16 protein-coding genes are annotated in these 17,120 nt (G+C 68.5%); 11 read left to right on the forward strand and 5 right to left on the reverse strand.

All coding sequences use genetic code 11. The annotated features are described in order from the left end of the window. Together NHG85_RS18610 and NHG85_RS18615 are read right to left on the reverse strand one after the other, a co-directional pair. Nucleotides 1-885 (reverse strand): ABC transporter ATP-binding protein (locus NHG85_RS18610; protein WP_253335219.1); only part of this gene is annotated, 885 nt, incomplete at its 3' end. After that, nucleotides 878-1,705, reverse strand: a complete 828-nt coding sequence (locus NHG85_RS18615) for an IclR family transcriptional regulator (RefSeq protein ID WP_253335220.1) — start codon at nt 1,703-1,705, stop codon at nt 878-880. The genes NHG85_RS18615 and NHG85_RS18610, both read right to left, overlap by 8 nt. 144 nt (nt 1,706-1,849) lie before the next feature. On the opposite strand from NHG85_RS18615, the gene NHG85_RS18620 reads away from it, so the two are divergent. The 6 genes from NHG85_RS18620 (at nt 1,850) to NHG85_RS18645 (ending at nt 9,376) form a co-directional block, all read left to right on the forward strand. Continuing rightward, on the forward strand, nt 1,850-3,115 hold the full coding sequence (locus tag NHG85_RS18620) for an ABC transporter substrate-binding protein (RefSeq protein WP_253335221.1): 1,266 nt from the start codon (nt 1,850-1,852) through the stop codon (nt 3,113-3,115). 86 nt (nt 3,116-3,201) lie between these two features. Further along, complete coding sequence (locus tag NHG85_RS18625) at nt 3,202-4,140, forward strand: carbohydrate ABC transporter permease (RefSeq protein WP_253335222.1); 939 nt, start codon at nt 3,202-3,204, stop codon at nt 4,138-4,140. Continuing rightward, nucleotides 4,137-4,502: an MmcQ/YjbR family DNA-binding protein gene (locus NHG85_RS18630; RefSeq protein WP_253335223.1), complete on the forward strand. Its 366-nt coding sequence runs from the start codon at nt 4,137-4,139 to the stop codon at nt 4,500-4,502. The genes NHG85_RS18625 and NHG85_RS18630 overlap by 4 nt, the downstream gene beginning before the upstream one ends. A gap of 1 nt (nt 4,503) precedes the next feature. Continuing rightward, on the forward strand, nt 4,504-5,352 hold the full coding sequence (locus NHG85_RS18635; RefSeq protein ID WP_253335224.1) for a carbohydrate ABC transporter permease: 849 nt from the start codon (nt 4,504-4,506) through the stop codon (nt 5,350-5,352). Then, nucleotides 5,349-7,433 carry an alpha-galactosidase gene (locus NHG85_RS18640; RefSeq protein ID WP_253335226.1) on the forward strand — a complete coding sequence of 695 codons (2,085 nt, stop codon included), beginning with the start codon at nt 5,349-5,351 and terminating at the stop codon, nt 7,431-7,433. Before NHG85_RS18635 ends, NHG85_RS18640 begins: the two co-directional genes overlap by 4 nt. A 20-nt stretch (nt 7,434-7,453) precedes the next feature. After that, the gene (locus NHG85_RS18645; protein ID WP_253335228.1) at nt 7,454-9,376 is read left to right on the forward strand and encodes a beta-galactosidase; all 1,923 of its coding nucleotides are present in this window, start codon (nt 7,454-7,456) and stop codon (nt 9,374-9,376) included. 94 nt (nt 9,377-9,470) lie between these two features. Here NHG85_RS18645 and NHG85_RS18650 read toward each other — a convergent pair whose 3' ends face one another. Together NHG85_RS18650 and aroQ are read right to left on the reverse strand one after the other, a co-directional pair. After that, complete coding sequence (locus NHG85_RS18650) at nt 9,471-10,037, reverse strand: EF-hand domain-containing protein (protein ID WP_253335230.1); 567 nt, start codon at nt 10,035-10,037, stop codon at nt 9,471-9,473. Nucleotides 10,038-10,209: 172 nt separating this feature from the next. After that, nucleotides 10,210-10,641: a type II 3-dehydroquinate dehydratase gene (gene aroQ / locus NHG85_RS18655; protein ID WP_253335232.1), complete on the reverse strand. Its 432-nt coding sequence runs from the start codon at nt 10,639-10,641 to the stop codon at nt 10,210-10,212. A 545-nt stretch (nt 10,642-11,186) separates the two neighbouring features. Between aroQ and NHG85_RS18660 the strand changes: the two genes are divergently transcribed. Next, nucleotides 11,187-13,547: a mechanosensitive ion channel domain-containing protein gene (locus tag NHG85_RS18660; RefSeq protein ID WP_253335234.1), complete on the forward strand. Its 2,361-nt coding sequence runs from the start codon at nt 11,187-11,189 to the stop codon at nt 13,545-13,547. Between the two features lie 178 nt (nt 13,548-13,725). Here the strand turns inward: NHG85_RS18660 and NHG85_RS18665 are convergent, their stop codons facing one another. Beyond that, nucleotides 13,726-14,022 carry a DUF2218 domain-containing protein gene (locus NHG85_RS18665; protein ID WP_253335236.1) on the reverse strand — a complete coding sequence of 99 codons (297 nt, stop codon included), beginning with the start codon at nt 14,020-14,022 and terminating at the stop codon, nt 13,726-13,728. Nucleotides 14,023-14,124: 102 nt separating this feature from the next. Between NHG85_RS18665 and NHG85_RS18670 the strand changes: the two genes are divergently transcribed. From NHG85_RS18670 to NHG85_RS19980, 4 genes are all read left to right on the forward strand, one after another. After that, nucleotides 14,125-15,018 carry a siderophore ABC transporter substrate-binding protein gene (locus tag NHG85_RS18670; protein WP_253335238.1) on the forward strand — a complete coding sequence of 298 codons (894 nt, stop codon included), beginning with the start codon at nt 14,125-14,127 and terminating at the stop codon, nt 15,016-15,018. A 3-nt stretch (nt 15,019-15,021) separates the two neighbouring features. Beyond that, complete coding sequence (locus NHG85_RS18675; RefSeq protein ID WP_253335239.1) at nt 15,022-15,966, forward strand: iron chelate uptake ABC transporter family permease subunit; 945 nt, start codon at nt 15,022-15,024, stop codon at nt 15,964-15,966. Then, the gene (locus NHG85_RS18680; RefSeq protein WP_253335240.1) at nt 15,959-16,903 is read left to right on the forward strand and encodes an iron chelate uptake ABC transporter family permease subunit; all 945 of its coding nucleotides are present in this window, start codon (nt 15,959-15,961) and stop codon (nt 16,901-16,903) included. Before NHG85_RS18675 ends, NHG85_RS18680 begins: the two co-directional genes overlap by 8 nt. Next, on the forward strand, nt 16,900-17,120 hold a 221-nt coding region (locus NHG85_RS19980; RefSeq protein WP_253335241.1), incomplete at its 3' end, for an ATP-binding cassette domain-containing protein. The genes NHG85_RS18680 and NHG85_RS19980, both read left to right, overlap by 4 nt.

A 17,120-nucleotide genomic window follows, 5' to 3' on the forward strand; every position in this document is an offset into this window, starting at 1 on the left:
CAGATCGACAAGGTGGCTGTCGCCTGGCGCGAGGGTGAGGTGCTGCGGGCGGATGCCGACGATCACCTCCGCGCCGGGCGCGGGCAGGGCCACGCCGCTGGGCAGGGTCTGCGCCCCGAGGCCGGGGGCCAGAACGCCGCCCTCGGCCACCGAGCCGCCGACGAAGTTCATCGCAGGAGAGCCGATGAAGCCCGCGACGAAGCGGTTGTCGGGATCGCGGTAGAGATCCATCGGCGCGCCGACCTGCTCGATGTTGCCGCCCCTCAGCACCACGATCTTGTCGGCCAGCGTCATCGCCTCGACCTGATCGTGGGTGACGTAGATCATCGTCGCGCCGATCTCCTTGTGCAGCCGCGCGATCTCCACCCGCATGTCGACCCGAAGCTCGGCGTCGAGGTTCGACAGCGGCTCGTCGAAGAGAAACACCTCCGGCCCGCGCACGATGGCGCGGCCGATGGCGACGCGCTGGCGCTGCCCGCCCGAGAGCGCCTTGGGCTTGCGCGCGAGATAGTCGTCGAGCTTGAGGATGCGGCTCGCCTCGCGGACCTTCTCCTTGATCTCGGATTTGGCGTGGCCTGTCATCTTCAGCCCGAAGCCCATGTTCTCCTCGACCGACATATGCGGGTAGAGCGCGTAGGTCTGGAACACCATGGCGACGCCGCGATCGGCCGGATCGGCGCGGGTGACGTCGGTCTCGCCGATGCGGATCTCGCCCGAGCTGGTCTCCTCGAGCCCCGCGATCATCCGCAAGAGCGTGGACTTGCCGCAGCCCGATGGGCCGACGAAGACCACGAATTCGCCGTCGGCGATGTCGAGATCGACCCCGTGGATCACCTCGACCTCGCCATAGCGCTTCACCAGCTTGCGCAGGGTGACGTCAGACATTGCTCTCTCCCTTGTCGCGGGCCTGTCCCTGATCGGGAAAGCGCCACGCCTCCGTGTCCTTCGAGATGCACGCCGCCGTCTCGCGCAGCAGCGGCACCATCTTTTCCAAGTCGTCCAGTGTCTTGCGGGCGGTCACCGAGGTGACCGACAGCGCGCCGATCACCCGGCCGCGCGCCGAGAGGATCGGCATCGCCACGCAGATGATGCCCGGCTCGTGCTCCTCGCGATCGAAGGCGTAGCCGCGGTCGCGGATCTCGGCCAGCTCGGCGCGCAGGCTCTCCGCATCGGTGAGCGTGTGCGGGGTGAAGCGGTAGAAGCTTTGCAGCGCCACCGCCCGGTCGAGCGCCTCCCCCTCCAGAAAGGCCAGCATCGCCTTGCCGACGCCGGTGCAATGGGCGGGGCCGACCTTGCCGGCCTGGCTGAACATCTCGACCGGGCGCGAGGGCACGCGCTTGTCGACATAAAGCACCTGTCCGGCGTCGAGCTGCGCGAGATGCACCGTCTCGCAGGCGCGGGCGGCGAGCCGGGCCAGATGCGGGCGCGCGACCGGAGCGAGCGAGGATTGCTCCCACGCCGCATGGGCCAGACGCATCAGCCGCAGCCCCGGCGCATAGGTCTGCCGCTCGGGGTCGAGCGCCAGCAGCCCCTGATTCGTCAGCGTCTGCAGCAGGCGGTAGAGCGTGGCCTTGGGAAAGGGCGAGCGTTCGCGCAGTTCGTTGAAGCGCACCGGGCGTTCGAAGCCCGCCACGAGGTCGAGCACCGCCACGGCCTTGCCGATGGTGCCGTCGCCCACCTGGGTCTCGCTCCGCTGCGCCGTCATTTCGCGTCCTCCCCCGTCGTTTCGCCCGCCGATGCGCGCTTGGGCTGTTGACAAGCATAGGGCAGACCGGCGTATGATTTCAATATGCAAAACTTAGTCTCAAATAATGAGACCGGATTTGCGGAGAGAAATGGGGAGGAGACCATGGTTACTCACTACCGGGCCGCGCTTGCCGCGCTGGCCATGTCGACGACGCTGGCCAGCGGCGCATTCGCCGAAAGCCACGAGATGGCGCTGTCGGGCGAGCTGAAGATCTTTTCGGACATGTCGAACCCGGCGCCGCGCGCGGTGATGGAGGGGATGATCGAGCGCTTCGGCGAGATGCATCCCGATCTCGACATCGAGCTGACGGTGATCGACCGCGAAGCCTACAAGACGCAGATCCGCAACTTCCTCACCGCCAACCCGCCGGATGTGGCGAACTGGTACGCGGGCAACCGCATGGCGCCCTATGTCGATGCCGGTCTGTTCGAGGATGTCTCGGACCTGTGGGAGGGCGAGATGAGCGAGAGCCTCGCCTCGACCAAGGGCGCGATGACGCTCGACGGCAAGCAGTGGGGCGTGCCCTATACCTACTACCAGTGGGGCGTCTATTACCGCAAAGACCTCTACGAGGAGCACGGGCTGGAGGAGCCGCAGGACTGGGAGACGTTCAAGTCGAACTGCCAGACGCTTCTGGACAACGACATCAAGTGCTTCACCATCGGCACCAAGTTCCTGTGGACCGCCGCCGGCTGGTTCGACTACCTCAACATGCGCACCAACGGCTATGACTTCCACATGGCCCTGACCGCGGGCGAGGTGGAGTGGACCGACGAGCGGGTGAAGCAGACCTTCGCCAACTGGGCCGAGCTCATCGAGATGGGCGCCTTCATCGACAACCACACCGCCTACAGCTGGCAGGAGGCGCTGCCCTTCATGGTCAACGGCGAGGCGGCGGCCTACCTCATGGGCAACTTCGCCGTCGCACCGCTGCGCGAGGCGGGGCTCACCGACGAGCAGATCGACTACTACCAGTTCCCGGCGATCAACGGGGACGTGGAGCTGGCCGAGGACGCGCCGACCGACACCTTCCACATCCCGTCGGGTGCGGAAAACAAGGAGGCCGCGCGCGCCTTCCTCAAGTTCGTGACCTCGGCCGAGAACCAGACCACGATCAACGCGGGCGACGCGCTGGGGCAGCTTCCGGTCAACGCCAATTCCTCGGTGGATGACGACAAGTTCCTCAAAGAGGGCTTCGAGACGCTGTCGTCCAACAGCCCCGGCGGCGTGGCGCAGTTCTTCGACCGCGACGCACCTGCCGAGATGGCCAAGGTGGCGATGGAGGGCTTCCAGGAGTTCATGGTCAAGCCCGACAATATCGACCGCATCCTTGATCGGCTCGAGCGCGCGCGCCAGCGGATCTACTGATCGCGCGACGCGCCTGCCGGGGGCGGTTCTTCCGCCCCCGGCGCTTTCTTATCCCGAGGCCCCGTCCCCGTTCGAAAGGTGCTGCCATGGCCCCGCTTCCGCCCTCCACCGCGCCCCGGCCAGCCCCCGGGCCCGCGCCGCGCTCGTGGTGGCGCCGCAATCAGATCGCCATAACGCCGTGGCTCTTTCTCGCGCCGGGCATCCTGTTCTTCGCGGTCTACGTGCTGATCCCGGTGTTCCAGAGCTTCAACGTCTCGCTTTACGAATGGGACGGGCTGGGGGCGGCCGAATACGTGGGGCTGCGCAATTACGAGGAGATGTACTGGGACGACGCCTTCTACACCTCGCTGAGGAACAACGTCATCTGGCTGGTGCTCTATCTGCTGGCGATCCCGGCGGGGCTCGCCATCGCGCTGTTCCTCAATCAGACCGTCACCGGCATCCGCATCTACAAATCGCTGTTCTTCTTTCCTTTCGTGATCAGCCAGGTCGTCGTCGGGCTGGTGTTCAGCTGGTTCTACGACCCGTCCTTCGGCCTTCTCAACGTCATGCTGGGCTGGTTCGGCGCCGGGCCCGTCAACGTGCTGGGCGACGAGCGCTACGTCACCTACGGCATCATCGCCGCCGGGCTCTGGCCGCAGACCGCCTATTGCATGATCCTCTATCTCACCGGGCTCAACGCCGTGGACCCCGAGCAGATCGAGGCGGGGCGTCTCGACAATGCCAAGGGCTTCCGGATGCTGTGGCACATCATCCTGCCGCAGCTCAAACCGGCGACCTTCATCGCCTTCGTGGTGACGATCATCGGCGCGCTGCGCTCCTTCGACCTCATTTCGATCATGACGGCGGGCGGCCCCTTCGGGCAAAGCCGGGTGCTCAGCTTCTACATGTTCGAGGTGGCCTTGTCAGAATACGGCTTCCGCATGGGTTACGGTGCGGCCATCGCGGTGGTGCTGTTCCTGATCATGCTGGTCTTCATCACCTACTTCCTGTGGTCGATGTACCGCGAGGAGCGCGGCCGATGACCCGGGGCGAGTTCGACGCGATCTGCGCCGCACGGCCCGGCGCGGTGCGCTCGGGCCCCGGCGAGCTCGATTCCTGGAAGGTCGGCGGCAAGATGTTCGCCTGCTGGGGCGACGGCGAAAAGCGCGAGAGCAACACCGAAACCGTGGTCGTCGCCACGCCCGACCGCGAGACCGCCGAGATGCTGGTCGCGGCGGGGGCCGCGCATCGGCCGCCTTATTTTCGCGGCGCCTGGGTGGGGCTGACCCTCGACGGGCTCGACCCGGAGGAGGCCCGCCACCGCATCGCCACGAGCTACGCCCGGATACGCGCGGGGCTGACCAAGACGGCACAGGCCGAACTGCCCCCCCTGGAGGAGGACTGAGATGTTTCCCGCACCCATCGAGCGCGCCTCGCGCCCCGCGCAATTCGCCTACCAGGCGCTCATTCCCGCCGCTCTCGTGCTGTGGCTCCTGCCGCTGATCGCCGTCGCCGTCTTTTCGATCCGGCCCGACGCCGATTTCGCCAATGCCAATTACTGGGGCTGGCCGTCGTCCTTCGAGGGGATCACCAACTACTCCAAGGTCTTCTTCGAAAGCGACATGCCGCGCTATCTGCTGAACTCGGTGCTGATCACCGTGCCGACGGTGATCGGGGCGGTGGCGCTGTCGTGCATGACGGGCTTTGCGCTCGGCATCTACAAGTTCCGCGCCAACCTGTGGATCTTCTTTCTCTTCGTGGCGGGCAATTTCGTGCCCTTCCAGATCCTGATGGTGCCGGTGCGCGATCTTACGCTCGACCTTGGCCTCTACAACACCAAGACCGGGCTGGTGCTGTTTCACATCGCCTTCCAGACCGGGTTCTGCACGCTGTTCATGCGCAACTTCATCCGCGCGCTGCCCTATGAGCTGATCGAGGCGGCCCGGGTCGAGGGCGTGGCGGAGTGGCGGATCTTCTGGTTCGTCGTGCTGCCGCTGATGAAGCCCGCGATCGCGGCGCTCGCTGTCCTCATCTTCACCTTCATCTGGAACGACTATTTCTGGGCCGTGGTGCTGACCCAGGGGGCCGAAAGCCAGCCGGTGACGGCGGGGATCACCTCCTTCAACGCGCAATACCGCGCGGCCTATCACCTGATGAGCGCGGGCAGCATCGTCGCCGCCTTGCCGCCGGTGGCGATGTTCTTCCTGATGCAGCGCCACTTCATCGCGGGCCTGACGCTGGGAGCCGTGAAATGACCGACTGCTGGCGTCTCGACAGCTTCAACCAGACCCTCGTTCTGGCCGGATCGGGCGGGCGGCTGCCTTGCGTCACCTACTGGGGCGCGCCGCTGCCCAAGGGGTGCGACCTTTCCGCCATCGCGGCGGCCGAGGCGCGCGATGTCACCGGCGGGATGCTCGATGCGAACCCGAGCTTGTCGATCTGCCCCGAGGCGGAGCGTGGTTTTCCCGGCCAGCCGGGCCTGTCGCTGCGCGATGCCTCTGGCCGGGTGCTGCGCCCGAGGCTGCGGCTTCTGGACGTGGAGGCCGAGGAGAGCACGCTCACCGTGCGGGCCGGGGACGCACAGATCGGGCTGCGCTACGCCGCGCATTTCGCCATCGATCCGCAGACCCATGTGCTGACGCTATGGGCCGAGATAGAGAGCGAGGCGCCGGTGATCCTCGACTGGCTCGCAGCACCGGTGCTGCCCGGCCCGCAGCTGTCGGACGAGATGATCGACGTCTCGGGCCGCTGGATCGGCGAGTTCCAGTTGCAGCGCATGCCGTGGTCGGCGGGCATCCGGATGCGCGAGGCACGCACCGGCCGTTCGGGGCACGAGCATTTCCCGGGGCTGATCCTGCCGGGGCGCGGCGCCACCAACACCGCCGGCGCGGCCTGGGCGCTGCAATATGGCTGGTCGGGCGGGCACCGGATGCTGGCCGAGGAGCTGCCCGACGGGCGGCGGCAGGTGCAGTTCGGTCATGCGAGCGGCACCGAGCTGGAACCGGTCACCCATGCCGCTACGGCGCCGCTCTTGGTCACCTTCTCGCGCGCGGGGCTCAACGGCTGCGCCACCGCGTTCCAGCGCCATATTCGCGACCGGGTGGTGACATGGCCCGCGCCCGAGCGCCCGCGCCCGGTGCATTACAACTGCTGGGAGGCGGTCTATTTCGATCACGACGTGGCCGAGCTGAAACAGATCGCCACGCGCGCGAGTGCCCTGGGCGCGGAGCGCTTCGTGCTCGACGATGGCTGGTTCGGGCGGCGCGACGACGACACCTCCTCCTTGGGCGACTGGTGGGTCGACGCGCGCAAGTATCCCGAGGGGCTGACCCCGCTGATCGATCACGTGCATGACCTCGGCATGAGCTTCGGCATCTGGTTCGAGCCCGAGATGATCAACGCCGAGAGCGAGACTTTCCGCGCCCATCCCGACTGGACGCTCGGGCCGATGGACCAGATCGAGGGGCGCCAGCAGCGCGTGCTCGACTTGGCCAACCCGGAGGTGCGCGATTACCTCTTCGACCACATCGGCGCGATGCTCGACGATCACGCGATCGACTACATCAAGTGGGATCACAACCGGCTTCTGCCCCATCCCGACGCGGCGCAGACGCGGGGCGTCTACGCGCTTCTGGACCGGCTGCGCGCGGCCTTTCCGGAGGTCGAGATCGAAAGCTGCGCCTCTGGCGGCGGGCGGATCGATGCGGGCATTCTCGCGCGCACGCAGCGGGTCTGGCTGTCTGACAGCAACGACGCGGTGGAGCGGCTGCGCATCCAGCACGACGCGGCGCTGTTCCTTCCGGCGGCGATCACCGGCAGCCATGTCGGCCCGCGCCAGTGCCACACCTCGGGGCGGGTGCTGTCGATGCCGATGCGCGCCTGGGTCGCGGCGCAGCGGCACATGGGCTTCGAGATGGACCCGCGCGAGCTTTCGGAAGAGGAGGCGCAGGTGCTCACCCGCGTCACCGCCTGGTGGAAGGCCAACCGCGACTGGACCATGCGGGCCGAGATCCACCGGCTCGACAGCATTGATACGAGCGTCATCGCCGAGATGCAGATCGCCGAGGCGAGCGACCGCTTCGTCGTCTTTGCGGGGCGCGCGGGCACCTCCGCACAGATCCTGCCGCGCCCCCTCGCGCTCACCGGGCTGGAGCCGGATGCGCTCTACCGGCTGGAGCTGGCCAACGGGCAGGACATCGGCCCCGCCTCGCGCGGCGACGTCGCGCTTGCGCGCGGCGCGGTCGAGCTTCCGGGGGCCTATCTGATGAGCCAGGGCCTCCAGCTTCCCGCCGCCTTTCCCGATACCATCTGGGTGATCGAGGGCAGGCGCGCATGACCCCCGACAGGCAGGCAGACATGACCGACCTCACCCGCACACTGGGCTGTTGCTACTATCCCGAACACTGGCCCCGGAGCCTCTGGGCCGAGGATGCGCGCCGCATGGCCGAGACCGGGCTGACATGGGTGCGGATCGGTGAATTCGCATGGGAGCGGCTGGAGCCCGCGCCGGGTGATCTGCGCTTCGACTGGCTCGACGAGGCGATCTGGACGCTGGGCGAGGCAGGGCTCAGGGTCGTGCTCGGCACGCCCACCGCCACGCCGCCGCGCTGGATGCTGGAGCGGCACCCCGACATGCTGGCGGTGGACGCCGAGGGGCGGACGCGCAAGTTCGGCTCGCGCAGACACTACTGCTTCTCCCACGAGGGCTACGCCGCCGAGAGCGACCGGATCGTGACGCTTCTGGCCGAGAGATACGGACGCAATGAACATGTCGCGGCGTGGCAGACCGACAATGAATACGGCTGCCACGACACCACGATCTCCTATTCCGACGCGGCGCGGCTGGCCTTCCGGCGCTGGCTTGAGGAGCGGCACGGCGACATCGACGCGCTCAACGCCGCCTGGGGCAATGTTTTCTGGTCGATGGCCTACCGCGATTTCGACGAGATCGACCTGCCCAACCTCACCGTGACCGAGCCCAACCCGGCGCATGCGCTGGCCTTCCGGCGGTTCTCCTCCGCTCAGGTCGTGGCCTTCAACCGCCGACAGGTCGGGATCATCCGCGCGCGCTCTTCCGCGCCGATCACCCACAACTACATGGGCCGGATCACCGATTTCGATCACTTCGCGGTTGGTGCGGATCTCGATTTCGCGTCGTGGGACAGCTACCCTCTGGGCTTTCTCGAAGACCGCGCCGGCGCCAGCGCGCAGGTGCAGCGCGATTTCGCGCGGCAGGGCGAGCCGGATTTCCAGGCCTTTCACCACGACCTCTACCGCGCCGTGGGCCGGGGGAGGATGTGGGTGATGGAGCAGCAGCCGGGGCCGGTGAACTGGGCCCCGCACAACCCCGCGCCGCGTCCGGGCATGGTCCGGCTGTGGAGCTGGGAGGCCTTTGCCCATGGCGCGGATTGCGTGAGCTACTTCCGCTGGCGGCAGGCGCCCTTTGCCCAGGAGCAGCTGCATTCGGGGCTGTTGCGCCCCGACAGCCAGCCTGCACCGGGGCTGGAGGAGGCGGCACAGGTCGCGCGCGAGATCGCGCAGGCCCCCGATGTCTCGCCCGCGCGGGCCGAGGTGGCGATCGTCTTCGATTACGACGCCGACGCCGCATGGGCGGTGCAGCCGCATGGGGCGGGGCTGAGCTACTTCGGCCTCGTGCTCGATCTATACAAGGCGATGCGGGGCTTGGGCCTGTCGATCGACATCCTTCCCGCCACGACCCGCGACTTTACGGGCTATAGGCTCATCGCCGCGCCGGGGCTGATGCACATGGCCGAGGATCTGAAATCCGCGCTGGCGGGCCTCGATGCCGAGGTGCTGATCGGGCCACGATCCGGCGCGCGGGATGGCGAATTCTCGATCCCCGTGCCGCTGCCCCCCGCTTTTCCGGGCCTTGACGTGACGGTGGCGCATATTGAGAGCCTGCGCCCCGATTGTCCGGTGGCGCTGGAGCAGGGCGGAGGCTTTTCGGGCTACCGCGAGGTGCTGGAAGGGGCGGCGCGGGTGATCGAGCGCGACGCGCAGGGCGCGCCCGCGATGATGCGCGAGGGACGGGTGAGCTATCTGGGCGGCTGGCCCGACCGGCAGGCCGCGCGGCGCATTCTCGCGGCGCTTTGCGCGCGCGCGGGGCTCAACACGGTCGAGCTGCCCGAGGGCATCCGCCGCCGCGATACGGCGCGCGAGCGGTTCTGGTTCAACCACACCACGCAGGCGGTGCAGGTCGAGGGGCTCGAGCTGCCGCCCATCTCGGTCACGCGGCTGGAGCGCGACGCGAGCGGCTGAACGGCCATGAGGGGCGCGGCGGAGGAGGACGCCGCGCCCCGTGGCGGGAGGGATCACCCCCCGCCGGGCAAAGGCCTTGCGGCCTGTTGCCGGTTCAGCGGCGGCCGCGGTCGGCCGGGGAGAGCGCGCCGTCGCCGTCGCGGTCCATCCGCTCGACGATGTTGCCGGTGCGGGCGTTCATTTCCTCGGCCGTGATCGCGCCGTCGCCATCCGCGTCGAGACGCTGGAAGGCATCGACCATGCGGTCGCGGGTCTGCTCGGCGTGGAGCGCCTCGTATTCCTCGATCGACAGCGCACCGTCGCCGTCGGCGTCGTGCTCGGCCAGCTGGGCGGCGCGGAACTCGTCGATCTCGGCCTGGGTGAGGGTCCCGTCGCCATTCGCGTCGGCCTGCTCCAGGAATTGCTGCATCATCATGCCGCCGCGCGGCCCGCCGTGGTGGCCGCGCCCGCCCTTGCCGCCGCGCTCGCGGTCATGGCCGCCGCGTTCGCCACGCTCGCCGCGCTCCATGACCCCCCGGCCCTCTTCGGGCGCGTTCTCGGACTGGGCGGCGGGCGCCTCGGCGGTGGGGGCGGTGTTGTCCTGCGCGGTGGCGATGGCGGCGCCGGCGCCGAGCAGGGCGGTAACGAGAAAGGCGGTGGGCAGAAGCTTGGTGGTTTTCATCGTGTCAGTCCTTTGTGCTTTGTCTCAAAGGCGGCCTCTCGGGCCGTCCTGTCGATCACTTGGGGAGGAATGACAGCCCCCCAAGGGCCACGCCACAAAGGCATTGTCGCCAGCTGTCACAGCCTGCGAGCCGCGATACATCTCGCGACAAAGAGGGTCGGTTTTCGCCCCTTCAACCGGCCAATTGGCAGATCCGGCGCACCGCGGCGGCATAGCCTTCGACGCCCAGACCCGCGATCACCGCGTCGGCGCGATGCGAGACGTAAGAGTGGTGGCGAAAGGATTCGCGCTTGTGGACCTGGCTCAGATGCACCTCGATCACCGGCGGATCATAGGCGTTGAGCGCGTCGAGGATCGCGATCGAGCTGTGGGTCAGCGCGGCGGGGTTGATGACGATGCCGCAGCTCGCCTCGCGCGCCTCGTGGATCCAGTCGATCAGCACGCCTTCGTGGTTCGACTGCTCCAGCCGGATCTCGAAGCCGGGGGCGGCCGCCGCCGCGCAGATCCGCGCCACGTCGTCCAGCGTCTCGTGGCCGTAGATCTCGGGCTGGCGCTTGCCCAGCAGGTTCAGGTTCGGGCCGTTGAGCACGTAGATCGTCTTCATGGGGTCTCCCGTCATGCGCGGCACGGCGCGTTGCACAAGATCGCGCGGGACTGCGCGAGAGCGTTTATAGCGGCAATCGGCGCGCCGGACAGGGTGGCGGCGGCGCAAAGGGCCGGGCTGGTGCCGCGGCGACGCCCTGCTTCCGGGGGCCTAGACCGATGGCAGGCCTGAACGGGTGGCTCCCCCGCCCCGGTCATCGGTGAAGGTGCGACCGGGTGAAAGGGGCGCCGTTTCATGGCATGGCGTGTCCTCGGCCAACACCGGCGGGACGTCCGGTGCCGGGATGAGACCGCGCTGCGCCGCCCCGCTTGGGGAATGACTGTCGTTTCATCGCTGTATGCCCCTTTCTTCATCCCCGAAGCCGCGATAGTCACCGCCTTCGAATGGGCTCGTGTTCCCGCTTCGGGCCGCGCCATGATCCGGGGCGCCCGATATCCGGGCAACCCGACCGCAATGCCCGCCGTCCGGCCACCCGAGAGGGCCCGTCCGGGCGACAAGGAGGAAGGCCGCCGATGCCGCGACACTTTTCCCGACCGATGCATGTCATGGCCCTGAGTCTGGGGCTGCTTCTCGGCCTCGTCCTCGGCCTGCCGCCGCAGGCCATGGCCCAGATCCTGCCCGCCCAGTCGGCGGCTGCCGAAGAGGTCGCGGCGGAGGCTGGGGCGGAGGTCGGGGCGGGGCCGCTCGCCGGCTTGCTCGAGGTGCTGCGCGACGACACCGCGCGCGACGCGCTCATCGCGGAGCTGGAACGCGTGACCGGCGATGCGGAGCCGCCCGGCGGGCTGGAGGCGGCCCCCGAAGCGGTGGCCGAGATCGAGCCGCGCGTGGCGATCGGAACCCGCATCGCCCAGATCACCCAGGACATCGCCGAGGGGCTGGCCGCGCAGACCGATCAGGTCCTCCGCAGCTTTTCGAGCGATGGCAATCTTCTGGGCGGTCTGGCGCGGCTCGACCTGCCGGTGCTGTGGGAGACCTTCCAGAGCCTGATCCTGGTGATCGTCATCACGGTGGCGGTCTGGATGGTGCTGCGGGCGCTGGTGAAGCCGGTCTTCCAGCGGCTGGGGGAGCGCGCCGCGCATGCCAATTTCCTGCGCACGCTCTTCCTCTTCGTGGGCTCGACCCTGCTCGACGCGGCGGTGGTCGTGGCCGCATGGGCGCTGGGGTACGCGATATCGCTGATGGCGCTGGGGGAATATGCCGAGGTCGGGCTCCGTCAGGCGCTCTACCTCAACGCCTTTTTGCTGGTCGAGCTGGTCAAGGTGGCGATCCGGGCCATTGTCTCGCCGGCCACGGGCGGTCTGCGGCTGGTCAACCTGTCCAACAGCGCCGCGCTGCGGCTGAACCGCCATGTGAACATATTGGTGAGCGTGCTGGGCTACGGACAGCTTCTGGTGCTGCCGCTGGTCAACCGCAACGTCTCCTTCGCCGCGGGCCTCGGCGTCTCGGCGCTGCTTTCGGTCTTCATTCTGATCTATCTGGTGGTGCTGGTGTTCCGCCATCGCGACGATGTCGCCAACTGGATCGCCCGCCGCCTGATGGCCGATCGGGTCGAAGACGAGCAGGACGCCCCCGAGGAGCTGCCGGGCGCGCCCGTGGCGGCGACCGGCACGACCCATGCGGCCGCGCCCGCAGCGCCGGCGCGCCAGCGGCTCGGCGGCCCGCTGGGCACGCTGACCCGGACATGGCACTGGTTCGCGCTGGCCTATCTGGCCTTCATGTTCGTGATGGTGATCTCGCGCCCGGCCGATGTGGTGGCGGGCTATCTGATCGCCTCCGGCAAGGTGCTGGCCGCGGCGCTGATCGGATCGCTGATCATCGGCATGATCGGCCGCGCGCTGCGTCATGGCATCGTGCTGCCCGCCGAGATGCGGAGCAAGCTGCCGCTGCTTGAGCCGCGCCTGAACGCGATCGTGCCCAAGGTGCTGATCGCGCTGCGGCTGGTGATCACGCTGGCGGTGGTGATCTACACGCTCGACGTGATCGGGCTTTTCGATCTGAGCGGCTGGTTCGCCTCGCCGGTCGGTCTCGAGGCGACGGGGCGCGCCGTCTCGGTGGCGCTGATCCTGCTGGTGGCGGCGATGATCTGGCTCGCGGTGAACAGCTGGATCGACTACCGGCTCAACCCCGAGGTCGGCAAGATCCCGACCTCGCGCGAGACCACCTTGCTGACGCTGCTGCGCAACGCCTTCGCCATCGCGCTGCTGATCTTCACGCTGATGTTCGCCCTGGCCGAGATCGGGCTCGACATCGGGCCGCTGCTGGCCTCGGCCGGTGTGCTGGGCCTCGCCATCGGGTTCGGCGCGCAAAAGCTGGTGCAGGACATCATCACCGGCGTCTTCATCCAGTTCGAGAACGCGATGAACGTGGGCGACGTGGTGACCGTGGGCGGCACGACCGGCGTGGTCGAGAAGCTGACCGTGCGCTCGGTGTCCTTGCGCGACGTGCAGGGCACCTTCCACATCGTCCCCTTCTCCAGCGTCGACATGGTGTCGAACTTCATGCGCGATTTCTCGTATTTCGTCTGCGACATGGGGATCGCCTACCGCGAGGATGTCGAGGAGGCGAAGCAGGCGATGTTCGACGCCTTCGAAGAGCTCAAGGCCGACCCCGAGCAGCGCGGCAACATCATCGGCGAGCTGGAATGGTTCGGCGTCAACAGCTTCGGCGACAGCGCCGTGGTGGTGCGGGCGCGGATCAAGACCCTGCCGGGCACGCAATGGGGGCTGGGCCGGGCCTATAACGGCATCCTCAAGCGCATCTTCGACGCGCGCGGGATCGAGATCCCCTTCCCGCACCAGACGATCTTCTTCGGCGAGGCCAAGGATGGCCGGACCCAGGCGCTGCGGCTCAAGCAGGTCGAAGACGCAAAGACCGATGGTTCCGGCGAAGGGCAGAGCGAGGGCTGAGGCCGGGCAGGGCTCTCCCAGCGAGGGGCGCGGGGACAGGCCACCGCCATCGGCGGCCCGTCCCGTGCCGTCCCTGGCCGGGTGAGGCTCCCCCTCTGAACCGTCGCGACCTCCATCGCTGTGCAGATGCACACCGGCGCCCCTCCGCGATGGCAAGGAAACGCCCCGGGGACGGGGATCAGGGGTGTTGCCACGCCATTTGCTCGAAGCCTTCGCGGTAGGCGAAACGGGCCAGGTGATCGTCGATGACCTTTCGAGCGCGCGCAAGCGCGGGGCCGTTCTCGACCGAAAGGGCGACGATCAGCTCCTCTTCCGTCGCCTTCAGGCTGACCGGGCCGAACGGCATGGCCGCCCGGCCGCTGTGGCTGTCGTAGCTCACCTCGACCTTGTGCGCGAAATGCTTGCACAGCTGCTGCAGGTAGCGGCTGGCGTTCGGGGTCCGGTAGCGCCCCTCGTCGAAAATTCCGTCTTGCATCCCGATAATCCTGAGTTCATTTGTCGGGATTATACCTGACTGAAACAGTGCGCCTTGTCCAGCATCGACTCGGAAAGGCCGCACCCCACCCGGAGACGCCGCATGAAGATTCTCGCCACCAGCCTTGTCGCCATTGCCATGCCCGGCCTTGCGATGGCCGCCGACTTGAAGGTCGAAACCGCAAGCGGCGAGGCCGCCGTGCCCGCCAGGCCCGAGAGCGTCGTGGCGCTCGACCTTGCCGCGATCGACGCGCTGGATGCGCTCGGCGTCGATCTGGCCGGGGTGCCCGAGATCACGCCGCCGGCCTATCTGGCCGAGGCGATGGAGGGTGTCGAACGGGTCGGCACGCTGTTCGAGCCCGATTACGAGGCGCTGGCGGTCATGGCGCCCGATCTGATCGTCGCCGGTGGCCGCTCGCAAAGCGTGGTCGAGCCGCTTTCGGCCGTGGCGCCCACCATCGACATGACGATCTCGGGCGAAGAGCTGATCGAGCAGGCCCGGGCCCGCGTCGCCACCTATGGCGAGATCTTCGACCGCGCGGAGGCGGCGGCCGAGCTGACCGGCGCGCTCGACGACAGGATCGCCGCGGTGCGCGACACCGTCGCCGACAAGGGCGATGCGCTGATCCTGATGACCAATGGCGGCAAGGTCTCGGCCTATGGCGCCGAGTCGCGCTTCGGCTGGCTGCACGCCGCGCTGGACCTGCCCGAGGCCCATCCCGAGCTCGACGCCGAAACCCATGGCGAGGCGGTCTCCTTCGAGTTCATCGCCGAGGTCGATCCGGACTGGATCCTCGTCATCGACCGCGGCGCCGCCATCGGCCAGGACGGCGAAGCGGCGCAGGCGACGCTCGACAACCCGCTGGTCGCCGGGACCAAGGCGGCGCAGAACGACCGGATCCTCTATCTCGACAGCGCGCCGCTTTATCTCGCCGGTGGCGGCATCGGCTCGCTGATGGGCACGCTGGACCAGATCGAAGCGGGCTTCGCCGAGTAAGCCATGCGTCTTCCACTTGCCCTGTTCTTCATCCTGCTGCTGGGCGCGAGCCTCGGCATCGGTGTCGCGGATCTGTCGTCCGGCGACACTGATGCGGGCCTGCTGCTGGCGATCAGCCGCTGGCCCCGCACCGCCGCCGCGCTGCTGGCGGGGGCAGGGCTGGCGCTGGCGGGCGTGGTGGTGCAGCTCACCGTGCAGAACCGGCTGGTCGAGCCCGGCCTCACCGGCACGCCGGAGGCCGCGATGATCGGCCTTCTGGGCATCACCCTCCTCGCGCCGGGCGCGCCGATCATCGTCAAGATGGCCGCGGCCGCCGTCGCCGCGCTGGCCGGGACGCTGGGCTTTCTGGTGCTGGCGCGGCATGTGCCGCGCCGCGACCCGGTGCTCTTGCCGCTGGTCGGCCTCGTCTATGGCGGCATCCTCGGCGCGGCCGCGCTCTGGGGGGCCTGGGTCACGGATCTGATGCAGTATCTCGGCACATGGACCTCGGGCGAGTTCTCGGGCGTGCTGCGCGGGCGCTACGAGCTGTTGTGGCTCGTCGCGGCGCTCGGGGTGCTGCTGTGGCTCGCCGCCGACCGCATCACCATCCTCGGGCTGGGCGAGGCGCAGGCCCGCTCGCTCGGGCTCGATTACCGCCAGACCCTCGTGCTGGGGCTGGGCATCGTCTCGGTCACCGTGGCGGTGGTGGTGGTGACGGTGGGCGCCTTGCCCTTCGTCGGGCTGGTGGTGCCCAACATCGTCTCGCGGATGCGCGGCGACAACCTGCGCGCCAATCTCGGGACGATCGCGCTGTCGGGCGGGGCGGCGGTGCTCGCCGCCGACGTGGTCGGCCGCCTCGTGCGCTTTCCCTACGAGATCCCGGCCGGGACGGTCTTTGCCGTGGCCGGGGCCGGGGTCTTCCTGTATCTGCTGCATGCCCCGCGCCGGGAGGGCCCCGCCCATGGCTGAGCGTCGCCTGATCCTGACGGCGGGGGTGCTGGCCCTGGGCTGCGCCTGCTTCCTGCTGTGGAACCTGCGCGCGCCGATGGGCTTCATCCTGTCGCTGCGCGCGACCAAGCTTGCCGCGCTGCTGATCGTCGGGGCGGCCACGGGGGCGGCGACGGTGCTGTTCCAGACCGTGGCCGGAAACCGGCTGATCACGCCCGGCATCGTCGGCTTCGACGCGCTGTTCGTCTTTCTCCAGACCATGCTGGTGCTGGCGCTCGGAGGGGCGGGCTATGCCACGCTGCCGACGCTGCCGGCCTTCCTGATCGAGACCGCCTGTCTCGCCGGGGCGGGGATGGCGCTGTTCGGCCTGCTGCTCAGGCGCGGCGCGGGCGACCTGATCCGTCTCGTGCTCAGCGGGCTGATCCTGGGCGTGATGCTGCGCGGCCTGTCGGGCTTTGCGCAGCGGCTGTTGGAACCTTCCGAATTCGCCGTGGTGCAGCAGGCGAGCTTTGCCAGCTTCGGCGCGGTGGATGCCACGCAGCTGGCCATCGCCGCGCCGCTCCTCGGCCTCGCGCTCGCGCTTGCCTGGCGGCTTTCGCCGAGGCTCGACCTCGCGCTTCTGGGCCGCGACAAGGCGATCACGCTCGGGCTCGATTTCGACCGCTTCGTGATGGTCGTGCTGGGGCTGATCGCGGTGATGGTGGCGGTCTCGACCGCCCTCGTCGGCCCGGTCACCTTTCTGGGCCTGCTCGCCGCGGCGCTGGCGCAGGCGCTGCTGCGCCATCCCCACCACGCCGCGCTCGTTCCCGCCGCCGCCGCGCTCGGGGCGCTGATCCTCGTGGCGGGGCAGTTCCTGTTCGAGCGGCTCTTGGGCTTTCAGTCCACGCTGGCCGTGATCGTCGAATTCCTGGGCGGGCTGGTGTTCCTCGTCCTCGTGTTGAGAAGGTCCGCGACATGATCGAGATCGAGAGGCTTCACGTCCTGCGCGACGGCACGCCGGTGCTGCATGACATTTCGCTGGCGCTGCCCGCGGGCGGCATCACCGCGCTGATCGGCCCGAACGGTGCGGGCAAGTCGACGCTGCTGCTCACGCTGGCCATCGGCTTGACCCAGCCCTCTTCCCAAGCGGTGTCGGTGATGTATTTCTCGACCGAGCCGATGGTGACGGTGCCGTG

This window comes from Limimaricola litoreus (assembly GCF_024159025.1).
Classification (GTDB): domain Bacteria; phylum Pseudomonadota; class Alphaproteobacteria; order Rhodobacterales; family Rhodobacteraceae; genus Limimaricola; species Limimaricola litoreus.